The sequence below is a fragment of the Pseudanabaena sp. PCC 9330 genome (assembly GCF_055795045.1).
In genome coordinates, this window is sequence record NZ_JAYFES010000098.1 from 1 (window position 1) to 14,199 (window position 14,199).

Annotated in this window: 11 protein-coding genes; 7 read left to right on the forward strand and 4 right to left on the reverse strand. The window is 58.1% G+C overall.

Annotated features, from left to right (window positions below):
• The first annotated feature begins 176 nt into the window (after window positions 1-176).
• Entirely contained in the window at window positions 177-440 is a 264-nt protein-coding gene (locus AC0QKW_RS10530) for a DUF4926 domain-containing protein (RefSeq protein WP_473151024.1), read from the forward strand.
• 23 nt (window positions 441-463) lie between these two features.
• Here the strand turns inward: AC0QKW_RS10530 and AC0QKW_RS10535 are convergent, their stop codons facing one another.
• Window positions 464-1,915 (reverse strand): MFS transporter, encoded by a 1,452-nt coding sequence (locus AC0QKW_RS10535; protein ID WP_473151025.1) that lies wholly within the window; start codon window positions 1,913-1,915, stop codon window positions 464-466.
• A 349-nt stretch (window positions 1,916-2,264) separates the two neighbouring features.
• Between AC0QKW_RS10535 and AC0QKW_RS10540 the strand changes: the two genes are divergently transcribed.
• Entirely contained in the window at window positions 2,265-3,524 is a 1,260-nt protein-coding gene (locus AC0QKW_RS10540) for a glycosyltransferase family protein (RefSeq protein ID WP_473151026.1), read from the forward strand.
• Window position 3,525: 1 nt separating this feature from the next.
• Here AC0QKW_RS10540 and AC0QKW_RS10545 read toward each other — a convergent pair whose 3' ends face one another.
• Window positions 3,526-4,317, reverse strand: a complete 792-nt coding sequence (locus AC0QKW_RS10545; RefSeq protein WP_473151027.1) for a hypothetical protein — start codon at window positions 4,315-4,317, stop codon at window positions 3,526-3,528.
• 358 nt (window positions 4,318-4,675) lie between these two features.
• On the opposite strand from AC0QKW_RS10545, the gene AC0QKW_RS10550 reads away from it, so the two are divergent.
• Both AC0QKW_RS10550 and AC0QKW_RS10555 read left to right on the forward strand, forming a co-directional pair.
• Entirely contained in the window at window positions 4,676-5,845 is a 1,170-nt protein-coding gene (locus AC0QKW_RS10550; RefSeq protein ID WP_473151028.1) for an HhoA/HhoB/HtrA family serine endopeptidase, read from the forward strand.
• Window positions 5,846-5,888: 43 nt separating this feature from the next.
• Window positions 5,889-6,233, forward strand: a complete 345-nt coding sequence (locus AC0QKW_RS10555) for a DUF4870 domain-containing protein (RefSeq protein WP_473151029.1) — start codon at window positions 5,889-5,891, stop codon at window positions 6,231-6,233.
• A 14-nt stretch (window positions 6,234-6,247) separates the two neighbouring features.
• On the opposite strand, the gene AC0QKW_RS10560 is transcribed toward AC0QKW_RS10555, so the two are convergent.
• Window positions 6,248-7,096, reverse strand: coding sequence for a helix-turn-helix domain-containing protein (locus AC0QKW_RS10560; RefSeq protein WP_473151030.1), 849 nt, complete (start codon window positions 7,094-7,096; stop codon window positions 6,248-6,250).
• A 98-nt stretch (window positions 7,097-7,194) separates the two neighbouring features.
• On the opposite strand from AC0QKW_RS10560, the gene AC0QKW_RS10565 reads away from it, so the two are divergent.
• Both AC0QKW_RS10565 and AC0QKW_RS10570 read left to right on the forward strand, forming a co-directional pair.
• Window positions 7,195-7,488 carry a DUF2834 domain-containing protein gene (locus AC0QKW_RS10565; RefSeq protein WP_473151031.1) on the forward strand — a complete coding sequence of 98 codons (294 nt, stop codon included), beginning with the start codon at window positions 7,195-7,197 and terminating at the stop codon, window positions 7,486-7,488.
• Window positions 7,489-7,677: 189 nt separating this feature from the next.
• A complete protein-coding gene (locus AC0QKW_RS10570; RefSeq protein WP_473151069.1) occupies window positions 7,678-8,670 on the forward strand; it encodes a succinylglutamate desuccinylase/aspartoacylase family protein in 993 nt (330 codons plus the stop codon).
• Window positions 8,671-8,711: 41 nt separating this feature from the next.
• Here the strand turns inward: AC0QKW_RS10570 and galE are convergent, their stop codons facing one another.
• Window positions 8,712-9,710, reverse strand: a complete 999-nt coding sequence (gene galE, locus AC0QKW_RS10575) for a UDP-glucose 4-epimerase GalE (protein WP_473151032.1) — start codon at window positions 9,708-9,710, stop codon at window positions 8,712-8,714.
• A 380-nt stretch (window positions 9,711-10,090) separates the two neighbouring features.
• Here galE and AC0QKW_RS10580 point away from each other — a divergent pair, with 380 nt between their 5' ends.
• On the forward strand, window positions 10,091-14,071 hold the full coding sequence (locus AC0QKW_RS10580; protein ID WP_473151033.1) for a choice-of-anchor I family protein: 3,981 nt from the start codon (window positions 10,091-10,093) through the stop codon (window positions 14,069-14,071).
• Window positions 14,072-14,199 lie beyond the last annotated feature (128 nt).

Below are 14,199 nucleotides of genomic sequence, written 5' to 3' on the forward strand. Positions count from 1 at the left end.
TGAGATGACGCAAATTTCAGCGTCTCATGTCACCTCACCTTTTCCCCTCGCGTCACGACGTTTCAAGCCTTTCACCCACTTGTGTCAGGCAGTCAGCATCACAAGTAGCTTGTCTGAGCAAGACTATTCTGAAATATCGTCTAGAAGATCTATTTGGATTCATCAGAGATAATCATATGGATAGTTCTCCTAGGCTAATAGACGCTGTTGCCCTAACGGTTGAACTCCCTCAATACAACCTATGGAGAGGGCAGTTTGGTACAGTAGTTGAGACCTTAGCCAATGAGTCAGCCGTTGAAGTCGATCTTGGCAATGGCGTGGTGCTGCGTTATGAAGAAGCGGATTATGAGCACTACACCACTGCAATTTCAGGCGGGTTTGTCGTTGTTCTCGTAGGTGGCGAAGAGCTGGGTGTGATCCACAGCGGCAAAAAATCTTGATCGCTGCGGCACTCCCAGAGAAATTAAGGCGTCGGTTGACGGTGCGATCTATGCGCAGGTTCCGCCAGAGTTTCGAGGGGTTCACCGTTGATTTCGATGCGGAATCGGTGCGTAATGGCCGCCGCCAGGACACAGCTCAACGCCACCCCCGCTAACACCAGCGGTAGCCCCCAGGTCTCGGTCAAAATTGGCAATCCAAAAGTGCCCAGCACCGCTCCAGCCTTAGCAAAAGCCCCTGCAAACCCCGCCCCCGTAGCGCGAATCGCGGTGGGAAACACTTCCCCCGACAGTAAAAACGTGGTGGAATTGGGGCCAGCATTCATCATCAGGTTAAACACCAGAAACCCCGCCAGCACCAGGGCCGTCTCAGCGCCACTGCCCGACGGGGCCAAGGTGCTGGCAGCTAAAATCAGCAGGCCAACGGCCATGCCCAAAAACCCGACGATTTGCAGCGACATGCGGCCCAGGCGGTCTACCAGCCCAATGGCGCAGAGAAACCCCGCCAGCAAAAATACATTCACAAGAGCGGCCCCCCCGGCGGCATTGATCGCCTTCACCATGGGGTCGATTTCGTTGGAGAGGGCCAGCATGGCAATGATGGCTGGGGTAAAAATGCCGATGCCGTAGGTGGCAATGTCTTGCAAAAACCAGGGCACCGAGGCCAGCAGGGTGCTGCGGCGATGGCTGGGGTTAAACAGAGTGCGGTAGGCGATCGCTTCTTGGTTAATCGGAGGTTCTAGCTCGGGGGTAAGGGCGATCGCCTCGCCGAGCAATTTACTCGCAGCCGCAGATGCCGCTTCGTACTCGCCCCGGCTGAGGTGGTAGCGGGGGCTTTCTAACCGAATGGTGAGCCTAAAGGCAGCCACCAGCAGGGCCAAGGCAACCCCCACCCCCAGCATCCAGCGCCAGGCATAGTGAATCGCCATTGGCTCTGGGTCAGGGTATAGCGTGCGGAATAACTGAAGCACGACCACCCCGGTCAACGCCCCCAGCATGGCCCCCACCGCCTGGAAGGCAAAAGCCCCAATCACCAGGCGACCCCGATAGCGGGCGGGCACATTTTCGGTGATGTAGGCGACGCTGATGGGGTAGTCAGCTCCGATCGCCACCCCCACCAAAAACCGAAAGCCAATCAGCGACGCTGCATTCCAGGCTAGGGCGGTGCCCGCCGTCGCCACCACAAACAGCAGAATGTCTGCCACCAGCATGCGCTGCCGCCCGACCCGGTCGGTAATGGGGCCAAGGGTCAGAGAGCCCACCAGAGCACCCACTAGAGCGGCGGTGGCGACGGCTCCCACGGTGGCCGCATTGAGCCCCAAGTCTTGTCGGAGAAAGGGAAGAGCTACGCCAATGATGAAAAAGTCGAAGCCATCGAGAGCAATAAGACCCGCTGACAGCAGCCACAACAGCCCCATGGTGAAGGTGAGGGGAGCGGCATCTAGCCTAGCCTCAAAGGACTTGGGGGGCACAGTCATGTTCACTCATTCACCTGTTGAGCATAGGTTACTGCGGCCTCGGCGGACGGCTGCCTTGAGCCTGCGCGATCGCGTTAACAACTTTTGTACTGTTAAACTCTAGGGTAAAGGCTGCACCGCTTGCCTTCAGAGCTTTTAACTGAGGCCAATTCTGGCACCAAAATACCGCAGTTTCTTCCCGAGGGCGCAGAGCCTGCGCTCTTACATGGGGGTACCTTCTTGAGCCGATCGCTACTAAAAGATTGCCACGCCAGAAGACCCCAGGGTCGGAGTATCGGGTAGTGATTCAGACATCTTGCGATCGCCACTTATCTCTATGATGAGACCTAGCCTTTAGGGATATCAGGGCATGGATTATAAGCAAGAGCTGATCACCACCATCCACGACCTCGGCTATGATGCCGAGCGGTTAGAGCAGCGTCTCACCGAGCTGAGCCAAACCCACCCCACCGCCGTGCTGATTCCGTCTCTCTATGAAGAGCTAGAGCGCCCCGCTCTCACCACCATTCGCGACCATCTGAGCCACTGCTCCTTTGTTAACAATGTGATTGTCTGCCTCTACGCCGACACCTTTGAGCAGTACTGCCACGCGGTGCAGTTTTTTGAGCCGCTGCCCCAGCCCACCTTTGTGCTGTGGGAAAACGGCCCCCGCATCACCGGTATTTTGCAAACCCTTCAAGATAAAGGGCTAGATCTGCTGAAATTTAAGGGCAAAGGGCGAGCCGTGTGGCTGGGGTTGGGGGTGGCTTCGCTGCACGCGGCGGCGATCGCCCTGCATGACGCCGACATTGTTACCTACGATCGCGCCTACCCCCTGAAGCTGCTCTACCCCCTGCTTGAGCAAGACTTTGGCATCGCCTTTAGCAAGGCCTACTACGCCCGCATTGGCGACAACCCCCGCAGCCTGCACGGGCGCGTGACTCGGCTATTTGTCACGCCGCTGATCACCTCCCTGATGGAGCTATTTGGCTATCGCGACTACCTGCGCTACCTCGACGCCTACCGCTATCCTCTCTCTGGCGAGTTTGCCCTGTCTGCTGACCTGGCCCTGACCACCCGCATTCCTGGCAACTGGGGTCTGGAGGTCGGTCTGCTGGCCGAGGTCTACCGCAATGTGGCTCTCAAACGCATTGCCCAGATCGACCTGGGCATTTTTGAGCACAAGCACCAGGGCCTTGGCACCTCGACCAACTCAGGGCTACAAAAAATGTGCCGCGACATTCTGCAATCGGTGTTTCGCACCCTGACCGAGACCGAGCAGGTGGTGATCGGCCCCGACCACATTCGCGCTCTGCGCATCAAGTACCGCCGCGAAGCTCAAAACCTGGCCCGCCAGTACTTTGTCGATGCCCGCTTCAATGGCCTTGCGTACGATCGCCACAAAGAAGAAATGACCATCGAAACCTTTGAGCAGGTCATTCTCGAAGCAGGCAATCAATACCTCGACGACCCCACCGGTACCCAGATCCCCGACTGGACTCGCGCCATTGCGGTCATTCCTGACCTGCGCGAACAACTGCTCGACGCCATTTTGTCAGATATGGCTGAGGCGCGATCGGCCCCAGTGCCATCGGTAGATGCTGTCAATCTGGCCTCGGCGCTGTGCTAGGTTAAGCCGGTTTTTTTCGGCTGCTGCCCCGGCTGCTGCTAGTGCTAGCAGGCATCTCGTTGCGGCTGCGCATTGTGACGTTGGCCCCCTCGCTCGACTGCTCGATCACCAGCAGCGGCGTCGGTTTGGCCTTTTGATCCCAGTGCATGTTGGCGATGCGGCCCTGAATGGTGGGCTGCCAGTGCGTCTCTTCGGCATCGGGGCTCATAAAGTTTTCGATGCAGTCAATCAGCTGACCAATGGTTGACGACGTAGCCTGGGTCGGCAGCTTGGCCAGCCTGATCTGAATGCGAAACAATACCCGCTTTTTCGCCATCGGCTGATCGTGAGGGGCATACTCTACGTCAAAGATCTCATCTACGGCACGGGGCTTGCTGGCAATGCCGATCATGCCTTCTTCGGCCTGGCGGGGGCGCAGGGCAATGCTAATTTTTTGTTTGACCTTCACCTTGAGCTGGTTCACGATCGCCGCGTGGAAGTGGTCTTCCTCCATGCGCATGCGCAGGTAGTCGAGGTTAAACTCGCGGGAGTGGATCAGGTCAGGGTTTTGCTCCATCTTGCTGATGGTCTTGAGCGCCAGCTTGACCTTTTTTTGCATCTCCTGATTTTTGTAGGTCTCAAACTTAAGCTGTTTGACCAAGCGGTTGGTTTGCAGGTGAGAATAAACCCCCAGACCCACTAAGATCAACAGCAACCCCCCAGAGGTGAGCATCCAAGGGTTATCAAGCTGGGGCCGCTGTGCCACCGGGACTTGAGCAAGGGTTGAATGCACCAGAACTGTAGAGGTATTCATGGCCACTAGACGCAAAGAGAACTAAGTCTATAGTTCCCCCAAATAGGCCCAATGCAATCTCAATCTATAAAATCTCAATCTATAGAGAAGTGGAGAGGGTTTGATTCATTTGAGACCCATCTACGGGTTTGTCCGGAAAAAACTTATCCAATTTTTCCATGGGTTTTCGCGTCAATGCCCACAGGCCAACTCGGTCATGATGTCCTAGGGGGCTTCGGCCTAGCCCACCCAAAAGTTCGGTATCCCCCTCCCCCAGTGGGCAGGCTATTGTGGAACAATTTTCATTAATCAGCGGGATACTCTTCCCGTCGTTGCCCGTGGACGTGATGCCGGACGTTGTGCCAGGAGGATTGCGCGCTTGAAACAGAAACTTTGGCTACCCCCCAGACTACTTCTACGGCGGCTGCTGGTGGCGATCGCCGCAGCGGTCATGCTGGTTACTGGTGCGATCGCCCCTCCGGCCCAGGCCCAATCTGCCGCTGCTGCGGCTATTGGCAGCGAGAGCTTTGTCGCCGCCGCCGTGCGCCAGGTCGGTGCCGCCGTAGTGCGCATTGACACCGAGAAAACCATCACCCGCCAGTCCCGCGACCCATTTTCCGATGACCCGTTTTTGCGCGACTTTTTTGGGAGCGGCTTTCCGCGCCAGCCCCAGGAAGAGCTGCTACGGGGGCAGGGGTCGGGGTTTATCATCGATGACACTGGCAATATTCTCACCAACGCCCATGTAGTCAACGGGGCCGATCGCGTGGTAGTCACCCTTAAAGATGGCCGCAGCTTTGATGCGATCGTTGAGGGCGTCGACGAAGTCACCGACCTAGCCGTGGTCAAAATCGACGATGGCGAAGACGATGTACTGCCCGTAGCCGAGCTGGGCGACTCTGATGCGGTGGAGGTGGGTGACTGGGCGATCGCCGTGGGCAACCCCCTTGGCCTCGACAATACGGTCACCCTGGGCATCGTCAGCACCCTCAAGCGCACCAGCAGCTCTGTGGGCATCCCCGGCAAGCGGCTAGAGTTTATTCAGACCGACGCCGCCATCAACCCCGGCAACTCGGGCGGGCCACTGGTCAACCAGCGGGGCGAGGTGATCGGCATCAACACCGCCATTCGGGCCGACGCCATGGGCATTGGCTTTGCCATCCCGATCAACAAGGCCAAGGAAGTCAAAGACCGGCTCTCACGGGGCGAGACCGTTGCCCACCCTTACATCGGCGTACAGATTGCCAACCTCACCCCTGATCAGGCTCGGCGCAACAATGAAGACATCAACTCTGGCATGTATCTACCCGAGATCGATGGCGTGCTGATCATCCGCGTACTAGAGGGCACTCCGGCTGCCGATGCGGGCCTGCGCCGGGGCGATGTGATTGTGCAGATCGATGGCACCCCCATTCGCAGTGCCGATGCCTTGCAAATCAAGGTCGAGAATACCAAGCTTGGCGATGTGCTACAGCTCATGATTCAGCGGGGCGATCGCCCCATGAATGTGCGGGTCAAAACCGCCGAACTGCTTGAACAAGCCAACTAGCGCTCAACTATCCACCCATCTAATCAACTCAGGAGACTTCTAAATGCAATCCACCGAAGACACCGGCACCCGCAAAATTCTCTCCGCCGTCAGCCACGGCTCGATTTTCTTCAATGCCCTAATCCTAGCCATTGGCGTTCCCATCGCCATCCTGCTGATCTCCAAAGATTCAGTCATTAAGGAAAGTGCGAAGGAAGCGATCAACTTCCACATCAACATGTGGTTTTGGTGGACGGTCGCTGGCATTTTGGTCTGGCTCTTGGTGGGCATTCCCCTGCTGTTTGTGCTGGGCATTGTGAATTTCGTCATGCCAATTTTTGCTATTTTCCACAGCATCACCAAGCCCGATATCGTCTTCCGCTACCCGCTGATTTTGCGTCTGTTCTAGACTCTAGACCGGGTTTACACCAGTCCAGGTGAGTCCTTCGACAATGCCGCTACCTGTTGGTCAAGTACTGCGCGGGTGGCGGCATCGGCGGCAAAGAGGTGCTCTACCCGCAGCGAGGCTAGGGTAATGTCTTGGGGGGTGCCAAAGGTGGTAAACATGGCAAAAAAAGCCAGTTCGCCGTGGGGCGTGGCGTAGCGGGTGGTGAGCACAGGCACGTTAGCTGAGTTACCGGTCTGGACTGTTTGGCTGCCTAGGCGATCGCGCAACAGGTCAGCGAAGGCCTCTGCCTTGGGGGCGATCGCCGGTTGAGTCACCACCTCCTGGCGCAGCCGGGCCAATAGCGCTGGGCCAACCTCACCCAGGTTGACCACCGGCTTGAGCAACCCCTCCGGGTGAATCAGCAGATCCAGCAGATTCATCGCTGGCGCTGTCAGCAGATCGGCGGCCCAGGGTAGCAGGGTAGTCGCCAGCCACTGCCCGCCCCGGTTCAATCGCAGCACATTCCACTGGTCGTCGATCACCAGGGCGGGCATAGGGTCGTGGGCGGCAAGCAGTTGCTCTAAGGCCTGGTTGATCTTTCCCAGGGCTGGGTCATTGAGCGGTGTAGCACTGTACACGGGCGCATAGCCCGCCTGGAGCAGCACCTCATTGCGCAGCACCAGCGGTGCGTCTAGCTCTTGCAGCCAGGCCAGCAGCAGTTCGCGGCTTGGCTTGGCCCGCCCACTTTCCACAAAGCTGATGTGGCGCTGAGAGACACCCAGCCGTAGCGACAGCTCAAGCTGACTCAGCCGCTGGGCCTTGCGGGTTTGACGTAAGGATTTGGTGAGGGCATTGTTGGCGGCAGACAACTCAGCAGCGGACATGACGGCAGCAGATACGACTTTTGATTACCTCTGAGGTAATTGATTCTATAACTTAGGCGGTCAATACTGAACCTGTCACCGTCACAAGAGGTTCTGCCATGCAGCGCAGTCTAATTGCCGTCGCTCTCATTCCCTTTAGTGTGCTCAGCACCGTGGCCCTCTGGCAGCACGGCTACCTGGGCATCTTTGCCCATGAGTTTCAGAACACCGCTGGGATGCAGGTGCTGGCAGATCTGGTCATCGCTCTGTCTCTTTTTCTGGTGTGGATGTGGGGCGACGCCAAGGCCACTGGCCGCAACCCCTGGCCCTGGCTGATTGCCACCCTGACAACAGGTTCCTTTGGGCCGTTGCTCTACCTGCTCACCCGCAAGTCGGAGGAAACAGCGAGTTAGGCCATTTCCTTCAGCAAGTTGTGGGGCTGTGGCGAGGCTATCAGCGCTCTGCCTGCCCCTACACCTGTAGCGATATAGAGACGAATTGGCTATAGTGGCTGCACAAGAGCCCTCCCGTTGGCAGCGGTTCCTATGGTCAAACCTACTCCAGACTCACTTCAGCGGGTGGGTTCCGCCAGTCCGCTAGTCATGCCTTCTGAGGCTGTTCCCACTGCGCCGCTGGTGATTGGTGGTACAACGATTCCCCGAGGTAAGCGGGTGCGGTTAGATCTGCCGGTCGCTCGCCTACCCACCGGCACCATGATGTCGCTGCCGGTAACGGTGATCAGCGGCAAAAAACCGGGGCCGCGCCTGTGGCTCAGCGCGGCCATCCACGGCGACGAGCTCAACGGGGTCGATATTATTCGCCGGGTGGCCAAGGCGCTTCAGCCCCACCGTCTCAACGGATCGGTAATCGCCGTGCCAGTGGTAAATATCTTTGGCCTGCTAGAGCAGTCGCGCTACCTGCCCGATCGCCGCGATCTCAACCGCTCCTTTCCTGGCTCGGCGCGGGGGTCGATGGCCAGTCGATTGGCGGCTCTGTTTATGAAAGAGGTGGTCAGCCATTGCACCCACGGCATCGACCTTCATACCGCCGCCATCCACCGCATCAACCTACCCCAGGTGCGCGCTGACTTAGAAGATCCGGCCACCTACGCCTTTGCTAAAGCCTTTGGGGCACCAGTCATTATCCATGCTTCCCACCGCGATGGCTCCCTTCGTCAGGCCGCCGCCAAGCGCCATATTCCTACCCTGCTCTACGAGGCGGGCGAGGCTCTGCGCTTTGACGCCCAGGGCATTCAAACTGGCATTGACGGCATCTACCGGGTGATGGCCTTTCTCGGCATGTATGCCCCCCCAGACACCCCCGCGCCACCCACGCTCGAAGCCCGAGAAACCCGCTGGGTGCGGGCCTCTCGGGGCGGCATCTGGCACCGCTCTATCGCCCTGGGCGACGCGGTCAAACAGCGTCAGACCCTCGGGTTTATCAGCGATACCTTTGGTGACAAACCCGTACAGGTGCGCAGCCCGATGACGGGTATTGTCATCGGCCATGGCCAAAACCCGCTGGTCAATCAGGGCGATGCCCTGGTGCATGTGGCGCGGGTGGCCCCAGATTTAGAGCCAGACCCCGATCGCTAGGCGGCTTCTCTAGATTTATGCCGGGGGCGCTGGCTACCAGCTCAGCCGTGGCGCTTTTGGTGCCAGGCCCAGGCGTGGGTAAGAATGGATTCGATGTCGGCGTACTGGGGGTTCCAGCCGAGGATGTGGCGGGCGCGATCGCTGCTGCCGACCAAGGCGGGCGGATCGCCAGGGCGGCGCTCGACTTCCACCACCGGAATCGTCTTCCCGGTGACTTTCACCGCCGCGTCAATCACCTCGCGCACAGAGAAACCACTGCCATTGCCCAGGTTAAACACCGCGCTTTCGCCGCCCTTGAGCAGGTACTCTAGCCCCAAAATGTGGGCATCGGCCAGGTCGCACACGTGAATGTAGTCGCGCACGCAGGTGCCATCGGGGGTGGGGTAATCGGTGCCAAAGACGCTGATCGACTCGCGCTTGCCCAGGGCCGTTTGCAGCACCAGGGGAATCAGGTGGGTTTCGGGGTTGTGGTCTTCGCCCAATAGCCCGCTGGGGTGAGCCCCGGCAGCGTTGAAGTAGCGAAACCGCACCGACCTAAAATCGTAGGCTTTGTCGTAGTCGGTGAGAATGCGCTCGACCATGAGTTTGGTCGCCCCGTAGGGGTTGATCGGGTTTTGGGGATGGGTCTCGGTGATGGGCATCTCCTGAGGCACCCCGTAGGTGGCGCAGGTCGACGAAAATACAAAGTTTTTAATGCCTGCTTCTACCATGGCATCGAGCAGCGACAGGGTGCCGACCACGTTGTTTTCGTAGTACTTGCTGGGATCTGTGACTGACTCACCCACGTAGGCATAGGCCGAAAAGTGCATCACGGCGCTGATGTCGTAGCGGCTAAAAATATCCTTGAGTAAGTTTTTATCTAAGGTGCTGCCCTCAATCAATTCGGCTTTAAGGATGGTTTCTACCAGGTCGCGATGGCCATAGACGAGGTTGTCTAAGATCACCACCTGATAACCAGCGGCTTGGAGCGCTAGCACAGCGTGGCTGCCAATATAGCCAGCTCCGCCGGTCACTAAAATCGTTTTTTGGTCGGTTGTCATAGTGATTAACTCTACAGATAGATAAATAGTTAGAGGCCATGACCTGAGTTGCCCCAAATCTCTGTAGGCATTCTCTGCTAGGGCCTAGAGGCTGGGGGTATTGTAGCCCCCGCAGCCGGGTTAGCTGTAGACGTTGAACTATGATTCACCACTCCTTAACCCAGAGGGCTACTGGCTTCTAAAGCTTCATTGAATGAGGACTCGCCGCCACTTGCCCAGATCGGATGATGTGTTTAAGCATCAGCGGCAGGCCGAACCAGAATTTTATTTAAGCAGAACTTAATCGAACCTTAGCGGCCACTTAGTCGCCCCATGAAGTTTGCCTGTGAGTAATAGCCGAAGATGACTCCGTAGCAATGGCTACAAGATGTAACCCCCAAGTGTTATCTATGGCTGACTTCACACTCCAGTTATTTCACGCTGCCGACCAAGAGGCCGGTGTGCCTGCCCTCGAGGATGCTCCTCGGTTTTCGGCAGTATTGAATGCTCTTCGACTCGAAGATATTGATGGTGACGGGGTTGCAGGGTTTGCCAATACCTTGACCCTGTCCTCTGGGGATGCGTATATTCCTGGGGTATTTTATAGCGCCAGTCTGCCGGTCTTTGGTGGTATCGGGCGAGGCGATATTCTCATTCAAAATGCTTTGGGGTTTGATGCGGTCGCCTTTGGCAACCACGAGTTTGACAGTGGCACCGCCGTTATTCAAGACCTGATCGGTGGCGCTGATGGTTTTTCAGGGACGGCATTTCCCTACCTGAGCGGCAACCTCGACTTCAGTACCGATGGCAGCCTGGCAGGGTTGGTAGTACCCGATGCCCAGGCCCCGCTGCCCAACAGCATCGCCGCCTCGACGGTGATCGAGGTCAATGGCGAAAAGATTGGCGTGGTGGGTGCTACTACGCCCACGATCGATCGCATCTCTAGCCCTGGGGCTGTGACCATTTTGCCCGATGCCTTTGACAGCAACCCCACTCCTGAGCAAATCGATGCTTTGGCGGCGGAAATTCAGGCCGATGTCGATGCGCTGTTGGCAGCAAATCCCGATGTTAACAAGGTGGTGCTGCTGGCCCACATGCAGCAGCTGGCCATTGAGCGGGCGCTGGCAGAGCGGCTTTCTAATGTCGATATCATTGTGGCCGGCGGCTCTAACACCCGCCTGTTTGATGAAAACGATCGCCCTCGCGATGGCGATACCGTGCAGGGGCCTTACCCCATCTTTACAACCGATCGCGACGGCAACCCGGTCGCGGTGGTCAACACCGACGGCAACTACAAGTATGTGGGTCGCCTGGTGGTTGACTTTGACGAAACCGGTATCCTCATTCCCGAAAGCTACGACCCCACCATCAGCGGGGCCTTTGCCACCGATGCGGCTGGGGTTGCGGCTGTCGGTGGGGAGGGATTGACGGACCCGGCGATCGCCGCCATTATCGATGCGCTGCGCGACGAGATTGTCGCCCAGGAGAGCAACGTTTTTGGGGTGAGCGAGGTCTTTTTGCAGGGCGATCGCAACGCCGTGCGTCGCCAGGAGACCAACCTGGGCAACCTGACCGCCGATGCCAACCTGGCGATCGCCCAGGAAACTGACCCCGACGTGGTCATTTCTCTGAAAAACGGCGGCGGCATTCGCAACAACATTGGCCGCGCCGTAGTGCCCACCGGCAGCACGGGCGAGGTTGAGCTACTGCCTACCGAAGAAATTCCTGGGGTGAAGCCCGAGGGCGGCATTTCCCAGACCGATATCCAAAACGCCCTTTCCTTTAACAACGCCCTCTCCCTCGTTACCGTCACCGCCGAGGAGCTACTGGCCCTGGTTGAGCACGGTGTCTCTGGTACGTTGCCCGACGACAGCGCTAGTCCAGGCTTTTTCCCTCAGGTCAGCGGGTTTGCCTTTAGCTTTGACTCGACGGCCCCTGTCGGTAGCCGGGTGCAGTCGCTGGCGATTGAAGATGCCGATGGCAACGACATCGATGTGGTGGTGCAAGATGGGGCGATCGTCGGTGACCCCAGCCGCACTTTCCGCATGGTTACCCTGAGCTTCTTAGCGGGCGGCGGCGATGGTTACCCCTTCCCTACTGGGGAGGCCACCAACCGGGTTGACCTGGTGACTGAAGATCCCATCAATCCTACTCCTGAGCTGCGTAGCGGCAATGCCACCTTTGCCCCTGACTTCTCTGAACAAGACGCCCTAGCCGAGTTTCTGGTGGCCAACTTTGGCTCAGACACGCCGTTTGCGATCGCTGACACCGATCGCACCCTCGATACCCGCATTCAAAACCTGGCCTTCCGCAGCGATAGCGTGATTGATACGGCTGGCCCAGTTGATCCCACTCCGGTCGATCCTACCCCTGTGGCTCCTTCGCTACTGGTTCCCCTGGGTACCTACGAGACCGGGGTGTTTGATGCCAGCGCTGCTGAAATCGTGGTTTACGACCCCGAAACCCAGCGGCTGTTTGTGGTCAATGCCCAGGTTCCGACCGTGGAAGTGCTGGATATTCGCGACCCCAGCAACCCCACCAAACTGTTTGATATCGACCCCTCGGCCTACGGCGCTGGCGCTAACAGCGTGGCGATCGCTAACGGCATTGTGGCGGTGGCGATCGAAGCTACCGAAAAGACCGACCCCGGCAGCGTGGTGTTCTTTGACGTCGACGGCAACTTTTTGAATGCTGTCACCGTGGGCGCTCTGCCCGACATGCTGACCTTTACCCCCGACGGCACCAAGGTGCTGGTGGCCAACGAAGGGGAGCCCAACGCCGATTACAGCGTTGACCCCGAAGGCTCGATCAGCATCATTGATCTATCTAGAGGCATCAAAAAACTCACCCAGGCCGATGTCACCACCGCTGACTTCACTGCCTTTAACGATCAGATCGACGCACTGCGCGCCTCTGGGGTGCGTATATTTGGCCCCAACGCCACCGTCGCCCAGGATGTCGAGCCTGAGTACATTGCGGTAACCGGTGACTCTCGCACCGCCTACGTGGCCCTGCAAGAGAACAACGCTCTGGCCGTAGTGGATATCAAGTCGGGCACTGTCACCGACATTATGCCCCTAGGGTTTAAAGACCACTCGGTGGTGCCCCTAGATGCTAGCGATCGCGACGATGCCATCAACATCACCACCTACCCCAACCTGTTGGGCATGTACCTGCCCGACGCAATTTCGCTCTACGAGGCTGGCGGCAAAACCTTGATCGTTACTGCTAACGAAGGCGATGCTCGCGAATACGACACCTTCGCCGAAGAAGCCCGAGTGAGTGACCTGATGCTAGACCCGATCGCGTTCCCCAACGCAGCAGAGCTTCAGGCCGACGAAGCGCTGGGTCGCCTGACCGTGACCACCACCCTGGGCGATGCCAACGGTGACGGGCTCTACGAAGAGCTCTACACCCTTGGTGGCCGCTCCTTCTCCATTTGGGATACCCAGGGCAACCTGGTCTACGACAGCGGGGCGGAGTTTGAACAGACGATCGCCGCTCTGTTCCCCGCAGAGTTCAATGCTGACAATAGCGAGAATGGCAGCTTCGACAACCGCAGCGACAACAAAGGGCCAGAGCCTGAAGGCATCGCGATCGGCGAAATCGATGGGCGCACCTATGCCTTTATTGGCCTAGAGCGCTTTGGCGGCATCATGACCTACGACATCACCAGCCCTACAGAAGCGTTCTTTGTAGATTTCAGCAGCAACCGCGACTTTGCGGGCGATGCCGAAGCCGGAACGGCTGGGGATCTAGGCCCTGAAGGGCTAACCTTTATATCTGCTGCTGACAGCCCCAATGGCAATCCCCTGCTTGTGGTGGGCAACGAAGTTAGCGGTACGACAACTGTGTTTGATGCCAGCGGGCTGCAATCTGCTGAGCCCGAGGTGCCCACGCCTGAGGTGCCCGGTCTATTCCTTGACCTGCGCGACCTGACTGGCGATGTAACCACCTCCTTTACCGTGAATCGGGAGGCAGCCTTCGACAACTTTGTGGGCTTCTATCAGGTGGCCGATATCGACGGCGGCATCGACTTGACTGGCGATGGCATTGCCGACATCACCCCTGGCCAATCTGGGTATACCGAGGCGGCCCTCGCCGCTCGGGCCGAAACTGTCGCGCTGACGACATCTAACCGAACGGAATCGGTGTTTGAGTCGTCAGTGGCGGGCGGTAGCCTCTACGCGCCTTTCCTCATTGCCAACGGCAATCTCGATAGGTTTAACGCGCGCAAAGTCTACTTTGCCTTTGGGGCAGCCAATGCCGATGGCGTTGAGCACATTCGTTCTGCCAATGGTGCCCTTCAGTTTGAAGATCTCTTTGGCGGCGGCGATCGAGACTTCAATGACATGGTGGTGGAGTTTGCCGTAGTGGCCTAGGCCTCGCCCCACCCCAGGGTCACTGGGGTGGTCAACTGACCCATAAAATCTCCCTAGCCCCAGGAAAGCGGCCCAGGCCTGAGCCGCTTTCCTGGGGCATTTAATGGCTGCATCAACCCTGGCGTTGA

Bases quoted from the DNA above. Each gene is read 5' to 3' on its own strand.
- galE (WP_473151032.1), bottom strand. From the start codon at position 9,710: ATGACAACCGACCAAAAAACGATTTTAGTGACCGGCGGAGCTGGCTAT.
- AC0QKW_RS10545 (WP_473151027.1), bottom strand. From the start codon at position 4,317: ATGAATACCTCTACAGTTCTGGTGCATTCAACCCTTGCTCAAGTCCCG.
- AC0QKW_RS10560 (WP_473151030.1), bottom strand. From the start codon at position 7,096: ATGTCCGCTGCTGAGTTGTCTGCCGCCAACAATGCCCTCACCAAATCC.
- AC0QKW_RS10570 (WP_473151069.1), top strand. From the start codon at position 7,678: ATGCCTTCTGAGGCTGTTCCCACTGCGCCGCTGGTGATTGGTGGTACA.
- AC0QKW_RS10530 (WP_473151024.1), top strand. From the start codon at position 177: ATGGATAGTTCTCCTAGGCTAATAGACGCTGTTGCCCTAACGGTTGAA.
- AC0QKW_RS10565 (WP_473151031.1), top strand. From the start codon at position 7,195: ATGCAGCGCAGTCTAATTGCCGTCGCTCTCATTCCCTTTAGTGTGCTC.
- AC0QKW_RS10555 (WP_473151029.1), top strand. From the start codon at position 5,889: ATGCAATCCACCGAAGACACCGGCACCCGCAAAATTCTCTCCGCCGTC.
- AC0QKW_RS10535 (WP_473151025.1), bottom strand. From the start codon at position 1,915: ATGACTGTGCCCCCCAAGTCCTTTGAGGCTAGGCTAGATGCCGCTCCC.
- AC0QKW_RS10540 (WP_473151026.1), top strand. From the start codon at position 2,265: ATGGATTATAAGCAAGAGCTGATCACCACCATCCACGACCTCGGCTAT.